At 66.0% G+C, this 21,005-nt stretch carries 15 protein-coding genes; 12 read left to right on the top strand and 3 right to left on the bottom strand.

From position 1 onward, the window contains the following. The first annotated feature begins 42 nt into the window (after positions 1–42). The gene (locus QMG52_RS08390) at positions 43–4,353 is read left to right on the top strand and encodes a PKD domain-containing protein (RefSeq protein ID WP_283559966.1); all 4,311 of its coding nucleotides are present in this window, start codon (positions 43–45) and stop codon (positions 4,351–4,353) included. A 31-nt stretch (positions 4,354–4,384) separates the two neighbouring features. Here the strand turns inward: QMG52_RS08390 and QMG52_RS08385 are convergent, their stop codons facing one another. Beyond that, positions 4,385–5,107 (bottom strand): hypothetical protein, encoded by a 723-nt coding sequence (locus QMG52_RS08385; protein ID WP_283559965.1) that lies wholly within the window; start codon positions 5,105–5,107, stop codon positions 4,385–4,387. Between the two features lie 167 nt (positions 5,108–5,274). On the opposite strand from QMG52_RS08385, the gene QMG52_RS08380 reads away from it, so the two are divergent. The 3 genes from QMG52_RS08380 to QMG52_RS08370 all read left to right on the top strand — a co-directional run bounded on the left by QMG52_RS08380 (position 5,275) and on the right by QMG52_RS08370 (position 11,358). Continuing rightward, a complete protein-coding gene (locus QMG52_RS08380; RefSeq protein ID WP_283559964.1) occupies positions 5,275–6,852 on the top strand; it encodes an oligosaccharide flippase family protein in 1,578 nt (525 codons plus the stop codon). Positions 6,853–6,935: 83 nt separating this feature from the next. Next, the gene (locus QMG52_RS08375) at positions 6,936–7,826 is read left to right on the top strand and encodes a sulfotransferase domain-containing protein (protein ID WP_283559963.1); all 891 of its coding nucleotides are present in this window, start codon (positions 6,936–6,938) and stop codon (positions 7,824–7,826) included. Positions 7,827–8,109: 283 nt separating this feature from the next. Next, positions 8,110–11,358 (top strand): PKD domain-containing protein, encoded by a 3,249-nt coding sequence (locus tag QMG52_RS08370; RefSeq protein ID WP_283559962.1) that lies wholly within the window; start codon positions 8,110–8,112, stop codon positions 11,356–11,358. Here QMG52_RS08370 and QMG52_RS08365 read toward each other — a convergent pair. Next, positions 11,345–11,800 carry a VanZ family protein gene (locus QMG52_RS08365; protein WP_283559961.1) on the bottom strand — a complete coding sequence of 152 codons (456 nt, stop codon included), beginning with the start codon at positions 11,798–11,800 and terminating at the stop codon, positions 11,345–11,347. The two genes, QMG52_RS08370 and QMG52_RS08365, sit on opposite strands and share 14 nt — an antisense overlap. Before the next feature lie 327 nt (positions 11,801–12,127). Between QMG52_RS08365 and QMG52_RS08360 the strand changes: the two genes are divergently transcribed. The 4 genes from QMG52_RS08360 to QMG52_RS08345 all read left to right on the top strand — a co-directional run bounded on the left by QMG52_RS08360 (position 12,128) and on the right by QMG52_RS08345 (position 15,989). Further along, positions 12,128–13,423, top strand: a complete 1,296-nt coding sequence (locus QMG52_RS08360) for a cysteine desulfurase (RefSeq protein WP_283560015.1) — start codon at positions 12,128–12,130, stop codon at positions 13,421–13,423. Next, the gene (gene sufU / locus QMG52_RS08355) at positions 13,420–13,890 is read left to right on the top strand and encodes a Fe-S cluster assembly sulfur transfer protein SufU (RefSeq protein WP_283559960.1); all 471 of its coding nucleotides are present in this window, start codon (positions 13,420–13,422) and stop codon (positions 13,888–13,890) included. The genes QMG52_RS08360 and sufU overlap by 4 nt, the downstream gene beginning before the upstream one ends. 101 nt (positions 13,891–13,991) lie before the next feature. Continuing rightward, a complete protein-coding gene (locus tag QMG52_RS08350; protein WP_283559959.1) occupies positions 13,992–15,197 on the top strand; it encodes a hypothetical protein in 1,206 nt (401 codons plus the stop codon). Between the two features lie 99 nt (positions 15,198–15,296). Beyond that, the gene (locus QMG52_RS08345) at positions 15,297–15,989 is read left to right on the top strand and encodes a class F sortase (protein ID WP_283559958.1); all 693 of its coding nucleotides are present in this window, start codon (positions 15,297–15,299) and stop codon (positions 15,987–15,989) included. Positions 15,990–16,043: 54 nt separating this feature from the next. On the opposite strand, the gene QMG52_RS08340 is transcribed toward QMG52_RS08345, so the two are convergent. After that, a complete protein-coding gene (locus QMG52_RS08340; protein WP_283559957.1) occupies positions 16,044–17,762 on the bottom strand; it encodes a sensor histidine kinase in 1,719 nt (572 codons plus the stop codon). Positions 17,763–17,969: 207 nt separating this feature from the next. Between QMG52_RS08340 and QMG52_RS08335 the strand changes: the two genes are divergently transcribed. From QMG52_RS08335 to QMG52_RS08320, 4 genes are all read left to right on the top strand, one after another. Next, on the top strand, positions 17,970–18,941 hold the full coding sequence (locus QMG52_RS08335; protein WP_283559956.1) for a response regulator transcription factor: 972 nt from the start codon (positions 17,970–17,972) through the stop codon (positions 18,939–18,941). Positions 18,942–19,156: 215 nt separating this feature from the next. Further along, positions 19,157–19,801 carry a hypothetical protein gene (locus QMG52_RS08330; protein WP_283559955.1) on the top strand — a complete coding sequence of 215 codons (645 nt, stop codon included), beginning with the start codon at positions 19,157–19,159 and terminating at the stop codon, positions 19,799–19,801. A 49-nt stretch (positions 19,802–19,850) separates the two neighbouring features. Continuing rightward, positions 19,851–20,585 carry a signal peptidase I gene (locus tag QMG52_RS08325; RefSeq protein WP_283559954.1) on the top strand — a complete coding sequence of 245 codons (735 nt, stop codon included), beginning with the start codon at positions 19,851–19,853 and terminating at the stop codon, positions 20,583–20,585. Continuing rightward, positions 20,578–20,973: an Hpt domain-containing protein gene (locus QMG52_RS08320; RefSeq protein WP_283559953.1), complete on the top strand. Its 396-nt coding sequence runs from the start codon at positions 20,578–20,580 to the stop codon at positions 20,971–20,973. Before QMG52_RS08325 ends, QMG52_RS08320 begins: the two co-directional genes overlap by 8 nt. The last annotated feature ends 32 nt before the right edge of the window (positions 20,974–21,005 follow it).

The following is a 21,005-nucleotide window of genomic DNA, read 5'->3' as shown; positions in this document are numbered from 1 at the left end:
CCACGGACGGAACCGGCGCTAATTTTCATCAGGGAGCAAGCCATGTCCGTCGATCGCATTGTCACAAAAGTCATTAGTTCGTTGACAACGGCCGTCGTGGTGCTCGCCGCGCTGGCTGCCGTCTCGCCCCCCGCCGCTGCCGCGCCCGCGCTGCGGGACGGCTCGGCGGCAGCCGTGGCGGCGGCGTCGTGCTGGGAGATCAAGGCGAACAACGCAGCGGCGCCGGACGGCACGTACTGGCTGCTGACGCCTGCCATGGACGCGCCGGCGCAGTTCTATTGCGATATGACCACCGACGGCGGCGGCTGGGTGCTGATCGGCAAGGGCCGGGAGGGGTGGAGCGGACACTACGAGGGCACCGGGACGCAAAGCGCCCTGCGTACCGCGGGACTGAGCCCGATGTCGGGCCTGACGAGCCAGTACTCATCGAAGATCATAGGCGGGCTCCTGAACGGCGGCCGCCCCGACGCCCTGGCGGACGGCATCCGGCTGAAGCGGGCCATGAACGCCGGCGGGACGCAATGGCAGGAGTCTCGTTTTAATACGGACAAAGAGGACCGCTGGGTGTGGACCTTTGGAGCCGAGCATAAGGTGGCGTGGTATTCGTTCGACGGCGCCCGAGGAACGGGCGGTCTGACGTCCAGTTTCGGTCCGGACGACGCGTACAAGAGGATCAACACCAATACGTCCGAGGCCAAGGACCAGGGCTACACCATCGGTTTTTCCTTCGGGAAGAGCATCACGGGCACGAGCAGCAGCACCAGCTATTTGTGGTCCGCGACGGATGGTCTTGGCAGCGCCCGGCCGTACACGGAGGTGTATCTGCGCCCGCAGCTGCGCTCCGTGGACGCCGGCTTTGTCCGCATCGGCGACACGGGAACAGCTCCCAAAACCAACACTCCGGTGGCGGCCTCGCTCGCGGCTGACAGCCCCTGGGGGCTGGCGGGCCCGAAGGCCCCTACCCGCGAAGGTGACGTGGAGGCACAGGCCTTCGTGCAAAGCGGCAACGTGATGTACGTCGGCGGCAACTTCACCACGGTGCAGCGCAGCGCCACCGCCACCGGAACCGACAATGTCACGCAGCCGTTCCTGGCAGCCTTCGACGTCGGAACCGGTGAACTTCTCCGCGGATTCACCCCGCAGCTCAACGGCTCGGTCATGGCCCTGGCGGCCCTGCCCAATGGAAACATCGTTGCGGCCGGCATGTTCAGCACCGCCAACGGAGCGCCGGCCACGGCGATAGTTGCCCTAAACCCGGCCACAGGTGCCACGGTGGGCAGCTGGCCCCTGAAAATGGAGAATCGGCTCACCGGCGCTGTGCTGCGCGTGAGTGCGTTGTCCGTCAGCGGCGGCTGGTTGTATCTCGGCGGCGCTTTCACCCATCTGTCGGGCGGCAGCAAACCGGACTCGACCGTATACGCCAGGGGCGCGGCACGGGTGGCATTGGCGGACGGAACGCCCGACGGCGGCTGGAACCCCGATTTCAACGGCACGGTGGTGGCGATAGATGCCGCCGACGACGGCAGTCGGCTCTATGCGGCCGGGTACTTCTCCACCTCCGGCACCGCGGCGGCCTACCGGGCAGCGGCCGTGCAATCCGCACCCGGAGCCCCCTTGGCCACCCCAGCGTGGAGCCCGGTGTGGAGTTCAACGAACAACTACCAGCAGACCATTGGGCAGGCCGGGGACCGTGTCTGGGTTGGCGGTTCGGAGCACAGCCTTTTCAGCTATTCGACCGCCTCATTTGACCGGCTTTCCGGCAATATCGGTAAGGCCAACGGCGACTTCCAATCGATGAGCACCAGCGCCACGGGCGTCCTGTACGCCGGATCCCACGGCCACGACTGGAACTATTCAAACGCCTTCACCTGGTCCAACGTGGGAACGGGGTGGACGGAAGCGGATTCGTTCGAATGGGTCGGAGCGTGGGACACCGCCAGCGGCAACATCATTCCGGCGTTCAACCCGAGCATGAAGTTCCGGTTGGGCCAAGGCATCTGGGCCTCCGTGGTGGACAGCAAGGGTACCCTGTGGGCGGGCGGCGACATGACCACCGTCGCGACCCGGACGGCGGCCGGCCGGTGGTCCGGCGGCTTTGCCCGTTTCCCGCAGGTCGACGCGGTGGCGCCTACGACGCCGTCGAACGTGGTTCCTTCCGCCGATGGACCCACCTCCGTCAAACTCACCTGGGGGGCATCCAGCGACAGCAGCGGCACCGTCTCCTACCAGATCCTGCGCAACGACAGGGTGGTTGCGACCACCTACGCCACCAGTGCAGTGCTCCCCAAGGGCGGCGAAAACCGCTACTTCGTCCGCGCGGTGGACGCGGCCGGGAATCTCTCCGCCAGCTCGCCGGTCATCACGGCAAGCGGGGCGAATGCGCCTCCGGTGGCGTCCTTCACCACCGCTGCGACCGGGCTGACCGGGACGTTTGACGCGTCCGCATCCACGGACGACGGTACCATTGCCGACTACGCCTGGGACTTCGGGGACGGCGCCACGGGCTCGGGGGTCACTGCCGTGCACACTTACGCCACACCCGGAACCTACACGGTCCGGCTGAGCCTGACGGATAACGGCGGCGAGAAATCCAGCACCACCCGGTCCGCTGTCCTCACGCGGGCGGCGCCCGCGGACGCGTACGGGGCCGCGGTGTATGCGGACAGCCCGGCATTCTATTACCGTATGGGTGAAGCATCGTCACTGGTGGCGCAGGATTCCAGCGCCGCCGGTCTGCCGGGGGACTACTCGGGGGGCGTGGTGCTGGGGGCACCGGGCGCGCTCTACGGCGTGACCGATACGGCGGGACGGTTCAACGGAAGCTCTGCCGTGGCGGTCAGCCGGCAGAGTTACGTCAACCCCACCACCTACTCGCTGGAGGTTTGGTTCAACACGACCACCACCCGTGGCGGGAAACTGATCGGCTTTGGCGACAAGGCCACCGGACTGTCCAGCAGCTACGACCGTCATGTCTACATGCAAAATGACGGAAAGCTGGTTTTCGGAACCTATACGACCGCCAAAAATATCATCACGTCGGCGCTTCCCTACAACGACGGGAAGTGGCATTCCGCCACGGCCGTGCAGTCCGCCGCCGGAATGGTTCTGTACGTGGATGGCGTCCAGGTGGGAACGAACGCGCAGGCGGGGGCGCAGTCCTACACCGGCTTCTGGCGGATCGGCGGAGACAGCACCTGGGGATCCACCAGCCCCTATTTTGCCGGAACACTCGATGAGGCGGCCGTCTACCAGGTTCCGTTGACGGCGGCCCAAGTCGCCCGGCATTACCAGCTGGGCTCGGCCGGTCCCACTGCCAACCAGCCGCCGGTGGCGGCCTTCACCGCCACCGCCAAGGATCTGGGCGTGGCCGTGGACGGCTCCGGTTCCACTGACCCGGACGGGTCAGTGGCTACCTGGGCCTGGAATTTTGGCGACGGCGGCACGGCGCAAGGTGCCACGGCGACGCACACCTATGCGGCGGCCGGCAGTTATCCGGTCACGCTGACTGTCACGGACGATCAGGGCAGTACGGCCACGAAAACAACTCCGGTGACCGTCACGACTCCGCCCCCGCCGGTCAACCAGGCACCGGTGGCCGCGTTCACGGCCACGGCGAAGGATATGGGCGTTACGGTTGACGGATCCGGTTCCGCGGATCCGGACGGGACCGTGACGGCCTGGGCCTGGGACTTTGGCGACGGCGGAACTGCCGCGGGTGTCTCCGCGACCCATGCCTACGCGGCGGCCGGCACGTACAACGTGACGCTCACGGTGACGGACGACAAGGGCGCCACCGGGGTGAAAACGGTTCCGGTGACCGCGACGGCAGCGCCGGATACCGTGGTGGTCGCGGCCAAATCGTCCTGGGCTTGGCGGTACGACGCGGTGGCCCCCGCGGCGACCTGGAAGAACCCCGGCTTTGACGCCTCCACCTGGAAATCGGGTAACGCGGTCCTTGGCTTTGGTTCGACCGGACTGGGGACCAACATAGACGTTGTCAACACTCCCACAGGGCGTCCCCTGGCGGCCTATTTCCTGCGCCAGTTCACTGTCAATTCGGCCGCCAGCGTGCTGAAGCTGAGGCTGAGCACTGTGCCCGACGACGGTGTGGTCGTGTACGTGAACGGAACCGAAGTGGGACGCAACAATATGCCTGCCGGGACCATTGGCTTCGGCACGTACGCGCTGACCGCCGTGGGAACCCCGGCGGCCAATCTGAATCCGGTAACCATAGACGTGCCCGTGTCACTGCTGGTCAACGGGACGAATACGATCGCGGTGGAGACGCACCTGAACTACCGGGCCACCAAGGACCTCAGCTTTGACCTGACGGCGGCTGCGTCCCTTGGCTGAGCCGACCCGTGCTGACCCGGTACGGGACGGGTCAGCACGTCGGGTCGTCGGGGAAGCTGACCCTGCTGACCAGCCACTTTCCATCGTCAGAACGGTTCAGGGTCAGGATATTCAGCGAGCGGTCCTTGTCCGTTCCCGTGCGGACAGCGTCTCCGGCCGCCGTGAGAATGTTGACCTTGGAGGAGTCAATGCAGACATTCAGGGTCAGCTGCGGCGGAGCGGCCGCGGGATCGTAGGCCACCACGTTGGTCGATACCACGGTGGGCTGGCCTTCCTGATGCCAGCCGTTCTTGGCGAACTCCGCCGTGTCGGCCTGCAGGGAACCCAACGCGGAACCCGTGGCCAGTGCGGCGAGTTCTGCGTCCGACGGCTGCGTTTGGGCCGCCATGATTGCTGCCGAGCCGCTGACGAAGGCGTCCATGTCCTGCACCGCCGCTTGCTGATCGGCCGGCGGAATGGCGATGCCGGGGGCAGCACTGACGGGGGCGGCAGCCGCGCCGGTTGGAGCCGCGCCGGTTGGAGCCGTGCCGGCCGGAGCCGATGGGTCAGGGGAAGCTCCGGCCGGGCTGGGTACGGCAGTGCCGGTTCCACCGGCAGCCGCGGTCCCCGTATTGGATGTGGTCTGGGCGCCGTCCGGCCCGCGGCCCAGCTGCACGGCCACCACCACGGCGACCAGCACGACCAACAGCGCTGCGATTGTCAGTATGGTCCAAAAGCGCTTACGGTTACCGGCTGGTTGATCCGTCACGGACATGAACTGTCTCCTTCAATTCCGCCCGTTTCCGTGGCGGCACCGGATCTGCTAGAGGTAATGGCAATGATCCAGTATCGTACACGGTGGGTGCCGGTGACGACACACCGTGCTCACCCGCGGGCATGACAGGCGCGGGCATGACAGGCGCGGGCACTACAGGGGGAACGATGAGCGATCAGGTGATCCAGCAGGGCGGTACCGTGAAGCACGACCACGCGGACGAGGCGAGGCAGGCCGCCCGCGGGGGGCTCGTCAGCATGGTTGGCGCGGGCACCAGCGCGGTCATGGGATTTGTCCTGACCCTGGTGCTGGCCCGGTCGTTCGGCACCGCCGGCTCCGGTGTGGTCCTGCAGGTAATCGCGGTGTTTTCCATTGCATTGGGTATCGCCAGGACAGGCATGGATACGGCCGGCATCTGGATCCTCCCCCGGCTGGCGTTGTCGGATGTTTCCAAAATCCGCGGCGCTGTCATGGCGCTGCTCGTTCCAACCGCCGGCGTGGGGATCGTCATGGCCCTGCTGCTGGTGGGTGTCCTGCCGCAGCTTGGTCTTTCCGGTGAGGGGAACGAGGGGGAGGTCCTTACCGCGCTTTCCGATGTGACCTGGTTCCTGCCGTTCGCCGCCATCATGATGGTGGCCTTGGCCGCGACACGCGGGCTGGGGAATGTGGTGCCGTATACGGTGGTCGGTGCGATCGCCTTGCCGATGTCCAGACCGGTGGCCGTTCTTCTGGTTGTCGCCGTCGGTGGCCCGGCCGTGTGGGCAGCGCTGGCGTGGGCGATGCCGTTGCCGCTGGCCATGATCGCCGCACTCTGGGCACTGTGGATGCGGCTGCGCAGGCACGAGCAGCGCGGCGGGGTCAAGGGCAGCTGGCTGCCGGACCGCGGGGTTTTCGCCCGGATCTGGAAATTCGCCCTGCCCCGATGGTTCTCCTCGGGTATCGAACAATCCATCGTGTGGTTCGACGTCATCCTGGTGGGTGCCATTGCCGGGGCAGGCGCGGCGGGCGTTTACGGCGCCGCCAGCAGGTTCGTCAGTGCCGGCCTGATCATCTCCACGGCGATGCGGATGGTCATTTCACCACGGTTCAGCGCCCTGCTCAGCGAAAACAAGACACGGGCAGTCCAGGAGCTCTACTCAACAACGGTGACCTGGATCGTCCTCCTGGGAGCCCCGATCTACGGCCTATTCATGTTCTTCGCGCCCACAGCCTTGGGGTGGCTGGGGAAAGGCTTCCAATCCGGCGCCCTGGCGCTGATTATCCTCTGCGTTGGCGCCATTACATCCCTGTTGGCAGGCAATGTCGACTCCGTGCTGATGATGAGCGGGCGCAGCGGCTGGATGGCCGCCAACAAGTCCGTGGTCCTGGCGATCAACATTGCAGGAAACGTCGTGCTGGTGCCGGTCTGGGGCATCGTCGGGGCGGCTGCAACGTGGGCCTTCAGCCTGCTGCTGGACGCGGCCATGGCCTCCATCGAGACGCGGATATTCATTGGGATCCGCTTCGATGCCAAACGCGTGTTTTACGCACTGTTTGTCGCCGCCGTCTGTGTGGTCCCCGCCAGCGTGCTGGCCATAGTTCTCCTTGGCAACACCACCGTCTCCTGCCTTGTCGCCGGGGTGATGACCGTCGTGCTGCTTGTACTGTGGTGCTCAATCGACAGAAAGAGGCTGCGGATGAACGACCTGGCATTGCTGTCCCGCCGCGGTAAGACCACGACGGCCAACGCCACCGCCGTCGTCTGAGACAGTCGTTTCAGGTCACCCGTTTTTTCGGGACACCGTTTGCAACATTTGATTCTAAACCAGGCACCAACCCGGAGGGCATTATGACAACCCTGTCGCAGCTTAAAGATTCATCACCGCGATGGTTGAAGGACGCATCGGACTCGCTGACGCGTGCCTACGCGCTGCGGACGGCCGGCTCGCGGCCCGTGCCGGACTTCCTGATCGTGGGAACCAAACGTGGCGGCACCACATCAATGTTCAATTATCTTTTGATGCATCCCGGTGTGCTCGGCCTGTTTCCACAGCTGCGCGGACGCAAGAGCACGGACTATTTCTTTAAAGAGCGCGGACGGGGCGATCATTGGTACCGGTCGCATTTTCATACCGGGATGTACCGTAAAATGATCGAGCGACGGCTGGGGTACGGCCCGGTCAGCGGCGAGGCTTCCCCCTATTATCTGTGGGACCCCCGGGTTGCACCGCAGGTCCAGCAGCTCTGCAGCGGAGTCAAGGCGATTGCGCTGCTGCGGGATCCGGTGGAGCGCGCCTGGTCCCATTATCAGGAGCGGGTGCATAACGGCGTGGAGCCGCTGAGCTTTGAAGCCGCCCTGGCCGCGGAGGACAACCGGCTGGCCGGTGAAGAAGAGAAAATGTTGGCCGACCCGGACTATTACAGTTCGGCGCACGATTTCTACGCCTACCGGGGCAGGGGAGTTTACCTGCCTCAGCTGCAGAACTGGCGCGCATCATTCCCAGCGGAGCGGATGCTCGTTCTGCGCAGCGAAGATATGTATCTTGACGTCCAGGGGACCTTTGACAAAGTAACCGATTACCTCGAGATTCCCCGGTTTGCCCTGCCCAACACCAAAACCTTCAACGCCATCACGCAGTCAAAAATCCCGGAGGGGATCCGACGGGAGCTGGGCGCCTTTTATGCTCCGCACAACGCGGAGCTGGCGGAATACCTCGGACGGTCCCCACTCTGGGGTTGAGGGCAGGGGATCTGAAGGCAGTGCGTCTGAAGGCAGTGCGTCTCAAGGCAGGGGACCGCCAGACAGCGGATCCCCAGGCGTCTGGCTGAACGCGGCAAGTGGTGGCGGGTACCGAAGCAGGTAACCGCCGCGCGGAAACGGGGGGTCCCGCCGGCGATATTCGCTTTCCCGCGGCGCGCGCGTCACTTACCGTTGAAGAAACTCTGCCGCTGGGCCAGAGGTCCGGCCCGGATCGGGGGAACGCATATTCCGTGGATCCGCGTAATTTGCGAGGGGTTTCTCTGTGTTCAGGGCGCGTGTCTTTACCGGAATCGTCGGATGGCTGGCCACGGCCTCACTCGTGCTGGCCGGCGGTGTGGCTACAGCTCCGTCCGCCCTCGCTGCCGCCCCGTCGGGCGTGGCGGCAGCGCCGTCGACCCGGGCTGCCGCTCTGACTGCCGCCCCGTCCGTCGTGCCGGCGGCCGCGGTGGTACGTGACGGTTCGGCGGCGGCGGTTGCGGCGTCGTCGTGCTGGGAAATCAAGACCGACAAGCCGTCGGCTGCTGACGGAACCTACTGGTTGCTGACGCCCGCCATGGCAGCCCCGGACCAGTTCTACTGCGACATGACCACCGACGGCGGGGGCTGGGTTCTGGTGGGTAAAGGCCGCGAGGGCTGGACCGACCACAATGAGGGGACCGGATCGCCCGCGGCGTTGCGGACCGCCGGCCTGAGCCCGATGTCCAGGACCACGGCCCAGTACCCTGCACAGATCATCGACTCGCTGCTGAACAACGGCCGGGTCGACGCCCTGAGCGACGGAATCCGGCTCAAGAGGGCCATGAACGCGGCCGGTACGCAGTGGCAGGAATCCCGGTTCAATACCGACAAGGGCGACAGATGGGTGTGGACCTTTGGCGCGGCGCACAAGGTGGCGTGGTTCTCCTTCACCGGCGTGCGCGGCAGCGGGGGGCTGACGTCCGATTTCGGCCCGGACAATGCCTACCGGCACATCAACACGTCCGCGTCGGAGGCGCAGAGCGACACGGCCGGGTTCGCCTACGGAACCGGCGTCGCCGGAACGAACAGCGGCTCGACGTATCTGTGGTCCGCCAGCAACGGGACCGGTTCGGCCCGACCGTACACGGAAATGTTCCTCCGCCCGCAGCTGCGGTCCACGGATCCGGGGTTTACCCGCATTCCGGACACCGGTACGGCGGCAAAAACCAACATTCCGGTGGCCAGCTCAACCGCCCTGGACAGCCCGTGGGGAGTGGCCGGCCCCAAGGCGAGCAGCCGGGAGGGCGATATTGAGGTTCAGGCCTTCGTGCAAAGCGGTAACCGGATGTATGTGGGCGGCAATTTCAGTTCCGTCCAGCGTGCGGCGAACTCAGCCGGCACGGACAGGGTGCCCCAGGCGTTCCTGGCCGCCTTTGACGTAGCAACCGGCGAGCTGATCCGAGGCTTTACGCCTGTACTCAATGGTTCCGTGATGGATCTGACCGCGCTGCCGAACGGAAACATCGTGGCGGCCGGCACCTTCTCATCGGCCAATGGAGCCGCCGCCACGGCGATCGTTGCCTTGGACCCGGTGACCGGGGCAACGGTGCCCAACTGGTCGGTCAAACCCGTGAACCGGATGTCCTCCGGCACGTTGTCCGTCGGCGCGCTGTCCGTGCGCGGCAATTGGTTGTATCTGGGCGGCGCTTTCACGCATATGTCCGGGGGCAGCAGGCCCGGTCAAACGGTGTATCTGAAGAATGCCGCGCGGGTATCGATAGCGGACGGAACGCCCGACGCCGGCTGGAACCCGGAGTTCAACGGCACGGTCATGGCCGTTGACACAGCCGAAGACGGCAGCAGACTCTACGCCGCGGGTTACTTCTCCAGCTCCGGAACGGTCCCGGCCAATCACGCGGCCGCCGTGCGGTCGTCGGCGGGCGCACCCCTGGCCACGCCCAGCTGGAAACCCGTCTGGAGCGACAAGGCCGGCAGCGACTACCAGAACGCCATCGCGGAGGTCGGTGGCCGCATCTGGGTGGGCGGCGGCCAGCACTCGCTGTTTACCTACTCGCCTGCCACCTTTGCGCGGCTCTCCGGGTTCATCGGGGTGGACCACGGGGACTTCCAGACCATCAGCACCGGCAAGGCGGGAATGGTGTACGCGGGGTCGCATGGAAACCAGTGGTTGTACTCCAATGCCTTCAACTGCCAGCTCGGGCTCACTTGTGCCAATCTGGGCACCGACTGGACCGAAGCGGATTCATTTGGCTGGATCGGCGCCTGGGATGCCGTCAGCGGCGACGTGGTGCCGTCGTTTACTCCCCGGATGACCTCGCGGCTGGGCCGTGGCGTCTGGGCGTCAACCGTGGACAGCAACGGTGCCCTGTGGGCCGGTGGTGACCTGAGCCTTGTAGCGACCTCAAGTTCAGAGCGGAAATGGGCCGGCGGGCTGGCCCGCTTTCCGCAGACGGATGCCGCAGCGCCCAGCACCCCGTCGCGGGTGATTGCCTCGGCCGATACCACGGCGTCGGTCACCCTTGGCTGGGCGTCCGCCACGGACGGCAGCTCAAGTGTGTCCTATCAGATTCTCCGAGATGACAGGGTGGTGGCCACCACATCCGCACTGACCGCCATGGTGCCTAAGAGCGGAGAGAACCGCTTCTTCGTCCGCGCCGTTGACGCCGCGGGCAACCTCTCGTCCAGCGCCCCCGTGCTGCAGGCACAGGGCGACGGCGCCCCGCCCGCTCCGCCGAACGCGTCGCCTACCGCCGGGTTCAGCTGGGCTGGCGCCGGGTTGGCTGTGCAGTTCAACGCGGCCGGGTCGGCGGATCCGGACGGGACGATTGCGGGGTATGCCTGGGACTTCGGTGACGGCGCTGCGGGATCCGGGCTGTCCCCAAGCCATGCCTATGCGGCACAAGGTTCGTATCAGGTGCGCCTCACCGTCACCGATGACCAGGGCGCCACCGGCACGGCGGCCAAGGCCGTGGCGGTGACCTCCACCGGTCCTGCCCCGGAACCGCAACCTGTGGACACCGCCGTCGTACCCGCCAGATCCTCCTGGAACTGGCGGTTCGAGCGGGAGGCGCCGCCCGCCGCGTGGAAGGACAACGGCTTTGACGCCACGGCTTGGAAGTCGGGGTCGGGGCCGCTCGGGTTCGGCGGCAGCGGACCCGGCACCAATATCGACGTCACCGGGGCGGCCGGTACGCGCCCGCTAACGGCATACTTTGTCCGGCAGTTCAACGTCAGCGACCCGGCCAAAGTCGTCAAGCTGAAGGTGAGCACCGTGGCCAACGACGGCGTCGTGGTCTACGTCAACGGCACGGAAGTGGGCCGGCGCAATATGCCCGCCGGGCCGGTGAGCATCAACACCTACGCGTCAAGCTCCGTTCGAACATCGACGGCGGACGCCGCACCTGTGGTCTTTGACGTGCCGGTGTCGTTGCTGGTCCGCGGCACCAACGTGATAGCCGCCGAGACGCACCTCAATTACCACGCAACGGCAGACCTGGGGTTTGACCTCTCGGCCACGCTCACCTCCCGCTGAGGCTCCGGTGCCGGGCCCGGCGCAACCGTCGGACCCGCAGCCGGTGCCCGCAGATGTGTGCGCATACCGCTCCCAGGGCGGCACCCAGGGAGTTCACCAGGATGTCGGTGACACTGGCAACGCGTGCGCTGAGGAACAGCAGCTGACCGAGTTCGATGCAGCACGAGGCGCATATGCCGATGAGGATGGCCAGCCACCAACGGCGGCGGGGGAGAATCAGCGCGACGAGCAGGCCTAACGGGAAAAAGAGCGCGACGTTGGCCGACTTCTCGACGAACCCGTAGTCGACCCAGGCCGGTACCCCATGTCGGTTCAGGTACCGCAGGAATGCCTCGAGCGTTCCATCCACGGGGCGGTCCACGGGGGTGGGCCAGAAAGCGATCAGGGCGAGGAGAACCAGATAGACGGCCAGGACGCAGAGGGCCTTCCTGTGCGCGGTCACGGGGCCGGAACCAAAACAGGGTCGGCCCGCGTGGCTTCGGCCGGCGTGGCTCCGGCGGGCGCGGCGACTGGCATGGGAGACCCTTCCGGTGGGGCGGCTGGCGTGAAACCCGATCAGCCCGAAACAGGAGCAGAACGTGAGGTCATCAAATCACATCCACCTGTGCCCCCCGCCAAACCCGTCGGTGTGCCCGGAAGGTGCGACAATTAGGAATCATTAACATGCCCTATTCGACGAGGAGCTACTCTCTTGGCCCTGGTTTCCGCCGCCGGTACGCAGCAGCACGACACACAGCAGCACGACACACAGCAGCACGACGCGTCCGCGCTGGATGACGTTGAGGTGCGCCGGATCCGCAACGATTTCCCCATCCTGAGCCAGCAGGTCAGCGGCAAGCCGCTGATCTACCTGGACTCAGGCGCCACGTCGCAGAACCCGCTCAGCGTGCTGGAAGCGGAGCAGGAATTCTATGAACAGCGCAACGCCGCGGTCCACCGGGGCGCGCACCAACTGGCCGTGGCCGCCACGGACGCCTTTGAGCACGCCCGCGCCACCGTGGCAGGGTTTGTCGGCGCGAAGGACAACGAACTCGTGTGGACGGCCAACGCCACCGCAGGGCTGAACCTGCTGGCGTATTCGTTCTCGAATGCCAGCCGCTCCGGCGCAGGCAACCAACCCTCCCAGGCGCAGCGGTTTGCGTTGGCGCCCGGCGACGAGGTGCTGGTGACCGAGATGGAGCACCACGCGAATCTGATTCCGTGGCAGGAGCTGTGCCGGCGTACCGGCGCCACGCTTAAGTTCATTCCGGTCGACGACGACGGCGCGCTGCGGCTTGAGGAGGCGGAGCGGCTGATCACCGGCCGGACCAGGATTCTGGCCTTCACCCATGTCTCCAATGTGCTCGGCGTCATCAACCCGGTGCGGGAGCTCACCGCGCTGGCGCACAACGCCGGCGCGCTGGTGGTGCTCGATGCCTGCCAAAGCGCCCCGCACCTGCCCCTGGATCTGAAGGCGCTGGACGTGGACTTCGCCGTCTTCTCCGGGCATAAAATGCTCGGTCCCACGGGGATCGGCGCGCTGTACGGGCGGGCGGAGCTGCTCGACGCCTTGCCTCCGTTCCTGACCGGCGGGTCCATGATCACCACGGTCACCATGTCCGAAGCCCGGTACCTGCCCGCCCCCCAGCGGTTTGAGGCCGGCACCCAGCCCATTTCCCAGGCGGTGGCTCTGGCCGCCGCGGTGAACTATCTGCGCGAAACCGGCATGGACCGGATCCACCGGTGGGAGACGGAACTTGGCCAGCGCCTGGTTGCCGGGCTCGATGCGATTGACGGCGTCCGGGTGCTGGGTCCGAAGCCCGGGCGGGAACGCACCGGGCTGGCGGCCTTTGACGTGCAGGGCGTGCACGCGCACGACGTCGGCCAGTTCCTGGATGACCGCGGCATCGCCGTCCGCGTTGGTCACCACTGCGCGCAGCCGCTGCACCGCCGGCTCGGGCTGACGGCCACCACCCGGGCCAGCGCGTATCTGTACAACACCACCGACGAGGTGGATCAGCTGCTGGACGCCGCCGGCCGGATCCGCGGCTACTTCGGCGTCACCACGAGGGGAGCCGGCGTATGAGCGACTTGGACGCGCTGTATCAGCAGACCATTTTGGACCATGCCAGGGCGCGCAGCGGGGGAGATCTGCCGGAAAGCCAGACGGCTGCCGCCCCCGGTCTCCCGGGCACCGGGCAATCCCACCAACTGAACCCGGTCTGCGGGGATGAGATCACCCTGCGCGTGGAGGTCGACGGCGGTAAGGTCACCGCAGTGCGCTGGAACGGGGCCGGCTGCGCCATCTCGATGGCCTCCGCCTCGGTGCTCAGCGAGTTGGCCGAGGGGCTGGTCCCGAAGGAACTGCAGGGGCTCATCGAGAACTTCCGCGAGCTGATGCGTTCCCGCGGCCGGATGGAGGCCGACGAAGAGGTCCTCGGTGACGCCGCGGCTTTGTCCGGCGTTTCCAAATACCCCGCGCGGGTCAAATGCGCCATGCTCTCCTGGGTAGCGGCCGAGGACGCGCTCCAGCAAGCGGTAACGACCAGCTGACCGGCACACCGGGGTTCAGGACAGGTTCTCGGCGAGGTCTGCTACTTGTCTTTTTACCCGTTTTTCCTCACTCCTACTTGGAAACCGGTAATTCCCCCGCCGTGGCGATCGTATCCGTTTCTGCCACCGCCGCACTTGTGGGCGGCGGTCTCTTTTTGACCGGTTCCCCCGTCATGGCAGCTCCGTCTGCCAGCGCCTGCACGACTGCCCAAGCTGGCTTCACCACGGCGCTGACCAACGCCGGCGTGAAATCGGAACGCACGGCCCAGCTGGCCACCGCCTTACAGGCGGTGCTTGACGCGCAGAAAGCGGGCGTGGCTGTGGTTGCCGCTGCCTTCGCGAACACCCCTCCGGCGGGGGCTGCATGGGAGGCTGCCAAGGCGGACCTGGTCAAGGCATCGGCGGATCTGCTGACTGCCCAGACGGCGGCCGCGGCAGCGCAGCCGGCCCTAGACGCGGCGCAGGCTGACCTGGCCATCGCACTCACCGCCCAGACGAAAGCCGCGGCCGCGGCTGCGAACGCCGGTGCCGAGCTGGCAACGGCGGACGCTGCAGCCAAATCTGCCGCCGTCGCCGTCGTCGAGGCGCAGGCCGCCTTCGACGCCCTGCAGGCCGATCCCGCTGCCCCCAAGGACGCCGCGGCGCAGAAGCTCGCGCTCGCCGTCGCGGCCAGCGTGGCCGCTCAGAACAACCTGACGACGGCGCAAGGGAATGCCCAGGTGGCCGCTGCGGCGCTGGAGGCCACCGACGCCAACGTCGCGAAGGCTCGGCTGCCGCTGGATCCCGCAACGCCCGGAACTCCTGCGGCTGTGGCTGTGACGGCTGTGCTCAATCTGCAAACGGCGCAGAAGGCCGAGGCCGCGGCTGCCGCGGCCGCAGTCACGACCGAAGCTGCGTACGTGGCTGCAGAAAATGCGGCTGGGATTGCGGCAGCAGTAGCTGCTGTGCAGCAGGCGATGGCCGCCGTCGACGCCTTGAATGCTGATATGGGGGACCTGAGGATCGACACGGCGGAACTGCACCGGGCGTTCGAGGCCTCCATCGCTGCCTGCTCCGGCGGGGCAACCGGGACGGTCGTGACACCGAGGGTCGCCGGTGCGGGTACAGGGACCACCGTCGTCGCAGGGAAGGAAAGAGCCGCTGCACCCGTCGCGACGAACAAGGGCATGAATGTGCAGACCGCTGCCCGTGCGTCCGCGGACGAACCGGCTAACATCTTTGCTCTGGGCGGTCTGCTCGCTGCAGGCCTCGGAGTCCCGGTCCTGGTGGCCGTCGGCATGCGCCGCAAGTCACGAAACGATAGCTAGTCTCTCCATGGCCTCAGGGGCGCCGGCTGGATCATTGCAGCAGGCGCCCCTGAGACACCTACTACGTTTGCCACGGCATCATTAAGGACCATCACGTTCATGCCTGAAGAGGAAGCGCACGCTGCGGACCGGCCCGCGCAACTGAGTGCACGCCGCAAGCGGCGTCGGCTGGCCGTCGTTGTGCTGTTAATACTCGTAACCCTGCTTGGCGCCCTTTTTCTTCCCCAGCTTTCCGCGGATGTCGCCGCCACCGCGCCTTCCACGGCGTTTTCAACGGCTCCCGTTCCTTCGCCGGTTCCGGCGACGCTGGCGGATCCTTCAGCGGCGCCGGCTGTGCTACCGCCTGGTCTGGCCGCCGCTCCGCCGGAGCGGCTCGTGTATCCGGCAACCGGCATCGATCTGGCTGTTCTGCCGTTGACTCCCACGGACGCCGAAACCAATGGTCAGGAGCTGGATCCACCGCTGACCGAAAATGCGTACTGGTTGACCTCCTACGGGATGCCGGGCACCGGTTCAACGAACAGCACGTACATCGTGGGGCATAGTTGGGAGGGCAGGGACGCTCCGTTCAACCACCTCAGCGCTCAGGCGAAGGCCGGCGATGTCTTTACGGTCGTTACGGCCACCGGTTCGTTGGCCTATCGTGTTGACTCTGTCATCACCCATGACAAGGACACCCTCAAAGACAGCGACATTTGGGATGTCGTTCCGGGCAGACTGATTCTGATCAGCTGCTACACGGAGGATCTCTGGGGCAGGAACGTGATTGTCAGCGCATCTCCCGTTGGTTAATTCCACCAGCCAGATCCCGCCTCACCGGCAGTACAGCCTCACCGGCAGTACAACCTAACCGGGCAGCACGGCCAGCGGGGTGAGCTCCGCCGCCGGGTCCGGCCCGACTGCTGATCCCGGTCCATGGAGCGGGATGGTGAAGCCGATGGTGGTTCCGACATCCCGCTCGCTCTGCAGGTGCATTCGGCCCCCGTGGTTTTCGACGATGGTCTTGCTGATCAGCAGGCCGAGCCCCACCCCGGGAATCGCCCGGCTTCGTGCCCCTCCGGCGCGGAAGAATCGGCTGAACGCGCCCGCCTGCTCGTCGCTGTCCATCCCGATGCCGGTATCCTGCACCTCGCACACCGCCGAACCATCCACCGTGCGGGCCCGGACGGTGACAGTACCGCCGTCGGGCGAATATTTGATGGCGTTGGAGATCAGATTGTCCAGCACCTGGCCGATCCGGCCGACGTCGAGCATCGCCATCAGCGGCTGCCGACCGTCGTTGAGCAGGGTGACGCCGTTCTCCGCGGCTGGCGGACCAGCCGAGTCAAGACTGTCCTCGATGATGTCGGAGAGGTTCGTCAATCGCGGTTTGATCTCCATGGTCCTGGACGCAGTGGAGAGCAGATCCGTCACCAGGCTCAGCAGCCGGTCGGCATTGCGTTCGGCCACCTGAAGGTACTGCACCACCTCCTTGGTCAGGACGCTGGGATCGTCAAGGGCCAGGCCCAGATAGCCCAGGATGGAGGTCAGGGGAGTGCGGAGTTCATGGGAAATATTGGAGACGAAATCATCCTTGGTGGCCAGCGCGGAAACCAGCTCGGTGACGTCATAGAAAGCCACCACGGATCCGGCGAACCCGCCGTTTATGTCCCGGCGTGGCCGGGCCGTTGCAGAGAGGGCCCGGGCGCCGCCATTCTGGCCGACCCAGATCAGCTGCTGGGAAAATGATTCCCCCTGAACTGCCCGGAAGACCGGCCGGTCCTGAGGTGCCAGCGGGGTGGAACCGTCGGCCGCAAAGATGAGGAGTTCGGCCTCCGCCGGATCGGCGTTGCCGTCGGGTGCCGCCAGACCGTGGAACGTCCGCTGTTTGCGGTTTAGCAGCACGTCGTGCCCGTCGGCGTCCACGGCCACTAGGCCGACGCTTACGGTATTAACCACATCGTCCAGCAGGCGCTCGCGGTCGTGGCTCGCTTCGAGAGCGGACCGCAGCTCGGCATCCTTCGCCTCCAGCTCAACCCGCTGGGCATCCATGCTGGTGGTGATGACGGCGACGGTGATGGCGAATGCCAGCATCATCAACGGTAGGACCACCGGCCGGCTCAGCTGCTGCGTCGTGATGGGTCCAGGGGCCAGGAATATCGGGACCCAGACCATCAGCAGCGTCGCAAGGGTGCCACCGATAACGGCGCACCTGCGCGCCAGACCGGAGGCCGCCAGCCAGAACACCGGAAACAAGGCCAAGAGGCCAAGACCGGAGAGCGTCGTGGCGCTGCCCTGCCGGGAGAAGCCCACCGCGATGAAATCCAAGTACGGAATGACCAGGAAGCTGGGGTACGGCAGCCTGCCCCATGGAATCAGCAGACATGCGAACAGCACGATGCCCTGTCCCCACAGCCCGATCTGGAACAGCGGGTCCCGCAGGACCTCCGGTTGGAATGCCGCGGAAAGTCCTACGATCAACAGCACCGTGATGGTCAGCGGGAGCTGGCTGAGGACCACACGCATACGCAGCGAGCGCTGGTAGAAGTACCGGGTAATCAGTGCGTTGGGACTGGTCTTGCTCATGCTGGATTTCTTTCCCGCACCGATTGACATACGGTTCGACCTTCCCAGGACGGCACTCCGGATGAAGTGCACTATAGAAGTGCCATATATAGGTCCGCGAATGGAGAGTTCATTGACGTTATGTCAGTATAAGACGAGTAAACACCGTGGGCCGTAGGGCCTGCGGCGCTCGGCAGTGTCGGTCTAAGCGTCAATAGGGGAAACAGAATGGACAGTCCTCGGATAGCCGTGGTCATCGAGGACGATTCGGACATCCGGGACCTGATCGAAATGATTTTGGCCCAGTCCGGTTTTGAAGTCCATTCGGTCCGTGACGGCGCTGCGGGAGTGACCGCGGTACGCCGGCACAAGCCCAGCATTGTGACATTGGACCTGGGACTGCCGGACATCGACGGCTTTGAAGTGGCCCGCCGGATCCGCCTCTTCAGTGACAGCTACATCATTATGCTCACGGCGCGCGCGGATGAACTGGACACCCTCCTCGGGCTCGAATCCGGTGCCGACGATTACCTCACCAAGCCCTTCCGCCCGCGCGAGCTGCGGGCGCGCGTTTCCGCCATGCTGCGCCGCCCGCGGGCCGGCGGGTCCGCTGAAGGCGCGTCTTCTGTTGACGCGTCGTCAAGCGAACGGCCGATGACGGCGTCCCCCAGCCACGCTGCAGCGGCGGCGGTTCCGCTGAACGGGCCGGCTGCACCGCCGGCCGGCCCGGCGGGAAGCGGGTTGGCGGGAAGCGGGCCGGCGGGAAGCGGGCCGGCGGGAAGCGGGACCCCGCCCCCACCCGCGGCGGGTTCCCCCGCCGTCGAACCTCCAGCCGCCGGACCGGCGACCCACGGCGGGGCTTCGGAAGCGCCGGAGTCGGGGAGCCTGATCCACAACGGTCTGCTCGTTAACGGATCAACCCGCACCGCCGCGGTGCACGGCTCCGAACTGGCCCTGACGCGCACCGAGTTCGACCTGCTGCACGCCCTGATGGAGAGCGGCAAGCTGGTGCGCACTAAGGCCGACCTGGTGCGGCGGCTGCGCAACGACGAATACGACGCCGGCGGATATATCAGCGACGCGGATGAGCGCACCATCGAGGTGCACATGGCGAACCTGCGCCGGAAGCTGGGCGACAACTCCAAGTCCCCGCGCTGGGTCAAAACCGTGCGCGGGGTCGGTTACCGGTTGGCACCGTAGCCGCGGGTATTCCGCAAGCCCGACCCCTGCTCTGCCGCGTTCGCCGGTAGACGGCTTCCCGCCGGTAAAAAGTTGTGGAAATCCTGCGGCGTTCCTGCCGCACTTCATGGCCCGGGCTTGAGGTTGGACCTGCATTGTTGTTCTTGTCAGCCGGTGCGGCTGACAAGCAACGACCGCCACAGCCGCGGTCCGGCACAGAAACGGAATCCGCCACCATGGGTATCAGCCTCAAGACCACCACCGGTAAAGTCCTCGCCTCCCTGACCCTGGTCGGAGTCGCCGCGAGCGTCGCCGGCCTGGGCACCTATGGTGCGTTCACCAGCTCGACGGCCGCCAGCGCCGTGGTCTCGGCCGGAACCGTCGGCATCGCGCTCGGCGCCACGGGTACGGCCGCAAACCGCCTGAGCATCGGCGCTGCCGGGCTGGTGCCCGGCGACAGCATTCAGCGCGTTGCCACGCTGACCAATGCGGCCTCGAACCAGGGCCTCTCGGCCATCACGTTGACCGCTGCCGCTGCGCCGTCGTCGGTCCTGGACTCGGATCCCATCAACGGACTGCAGGTCACCATCGACAAGTGTTCGGTGGCCTGGGCCGAAACGAATGTGGCGGCCGCCGGCGGGGCTGCCGCCTACAACTACACCTGCCCCACCACAGGCACAATCACTCAGGTCCTGGCCTCCCGCGCCGTGGTGGGTGCTGATGTCGCGCTGATCAATCTCACCTCGCTGAACAGCGGAAGCACCGACAACCTGCGCGTCACCATGACACTGCCTACCACTGCCGGCAACGGGTTCCAAGGACAAACCAGCACCATCGGTTTCTCCTTCACGGGTACTGCTCGCGTGGGGGCCAACAAGTAGCACCCCAGCGGTCCCGCTTCACTAAACGCCCCGGACAGGAGAGATCCCCATGACTGCCATACTGACCCGCCCCGGCACCGCTCTGGATATCCATGCAGTGGCGACCCCCGCAACGCACGGTCCTGCCGGCACGGGGACTCCCGCTGCCGTGACAGGCAGAGCCCATGCGCCACGGACGGATCAAACTGTTGCGGCAGGGGGTGTCGCCACCCGCATTGGCCGGGCCGCCGTCCGAGTGCTCCTGGCCCTGCTGGTCGCAACTGCGGTGGCAGCGTTTCTGTTCCTCGCCCTCGGGCCTCGGGTTTTGGGCTATCAGACCAGCACGATGCTCACAGGATCAATGTCGCCGTTGATCAACCCGGGAGACGTTGTGGTCTCCGTTCCGGTCCCGGTCGGCGACATCAAGGTCGGCGACATCATCACCTACCACATTCCGGTCGGCGAGCAGCAGGTGGAGACGCACCGGGTGGTCGACTTGAGCCGAAATGCACAGGGCAGCACTGCCGTGCGCACCAAGGGCGACGCAAACAACGGTGTTGACCCGTGGACCGCCACGCTCGCCGGAGACAAGGTGTACCGCCACGCGTTCACCGTTCCGTTTCTGGGCACCGCGATTCGGGCCCTGCGGGATCCGGTCATTTTGAAGATTCTGATGTACGGGGCGCCGGCCGTACTGCTGGTCGGCGCGCTTACCGCCCTGTGGAAGAAAGACCCTGCGGGGAAAGCCGCTGCACCGAAAGCCGTTGCACCGCGTCGTCGGGGCCGCGAAGCCAAAAATGCCTGATGTCGCTCAACCCGTCTTCGAGCTGTCCAGCTTGGCAAGCCTTTGCGAGGAAACGCAGAACGACGCCGCTGTGCACCGCTTCGTGTCCACCTTCCTGAACCTGCTGCCGGGCCGCGTCAGTCGGATACTCGATGCCCTTCGGGCACGCGACGTGGACCTGGCCATGGATGCCGTTTTGTCTCTGAAGGTCACCTCCTCCATGATTGGCGCATTGCGGATGGAGCAGCTCTGCCACTGTGTGGAAAATGCACTGGTCGGCGGAGACTATGACGCGGCGGAAGGTGCCGGCGTCGGCGTCGAACAGCATACCAGCGCGCTGGTCCTCGCTTTGGACACATCATTGCCTGGCCGTTTCGGGCACGGCAGACTGCTGTCTATGGCCACGTAGTTGGTTTCGGGATGAATCTTGGGACGATCTTG

It is taken from the genome of Paenarthrobacter sp. PH39-S1 (genome assembly GCF_030063245.1).
Classification (GTDB): Bacteria; Actinomycetota; Actinomycetes; order Actinomycetales; family Micrococcaceae; genus Arthrobacter_M.
This window is presented reverse-complemented; position numbering and strand designations above follow the sequence as displayed.

Bases quoted from the DNA above. Each gene is read 5' to 3' on its own strand.
- QMG52_RS08390 (WP_283559966.1), top strand. From the start codon at position 43: ATGTCCGTCGATCGCATTGTCACAAAAGTCATTAGTTCGTTGACAACG.
- QMG52_RS08385 (WP_283559965.1), bottom strand. From the start codon at position 5,107: ATGTCCGTGACGGATCAACCAGCCGGTAACCGTAAGCGCTTTTGGACC.
- QMG52_RS08380 (WP_283559964.1), top strand. From the start codon at position 5,275: ATGAGCGATCAGGTGATCCAGCAGGGCGGTACCGTGAAGCACGACCAC.
- QMG52_RS08375 (WP_283559963.1), top strand. From the start codon at position 6,936: ATGACAACCCTGTCGCAGCTTAAAGATTCATCACCGCGATGGTTGAAG.
- sufU (WP_283559960.1), top strand. From the start codon at position 13,420: ATGAGCGACTTGGACGCGCTGTATCAGCAGACCATTTTGGACCATGCC.
- QMG52_RS08345 (WP_283559958.1), top strand. From the start codon at position 15,297: ATGCCTGAAGAGGAAGCGCACGCTGCGGACCGGCCCGCGCAACTGAGT.
- QMG52_RS08340 (WP_283559957.1), bottom strand. From the start codon at position 17,762: ATGAGCAAGACCAGTCCCAACGCACTGATTACCCGGTACTTCTACCAG.
- QMG52_RS08335 (WP_283559956.1), top strand. From the start codon at position 17,970: ATGGACAGTCCTCGGATAGCCGTGGTCATCGAGGACGATTCGGACATC.
- QMG52_RS08330 (WP_283559955.1), top strand. From the start codon at position 19,157: ATGGGTATCAGCCTCAAGACCACCACCGGTAAAGTCCTCGCCTCCCTG.
- QMG52_RS08325 (WP_283559954.1), top strand. From the start codon at position 19,851: ATGACTGCCATACTGACCCGCCCCGGCACCGCTCTGGATATCCATGCA.
- QMG52_RS08320 (WP_283559953.1), top strand. From the start codon at position 20,578: ATGCCTGATGTCGCTCAACCCGTCTTCGAGCTGTCCAGCTTGGCAAGC.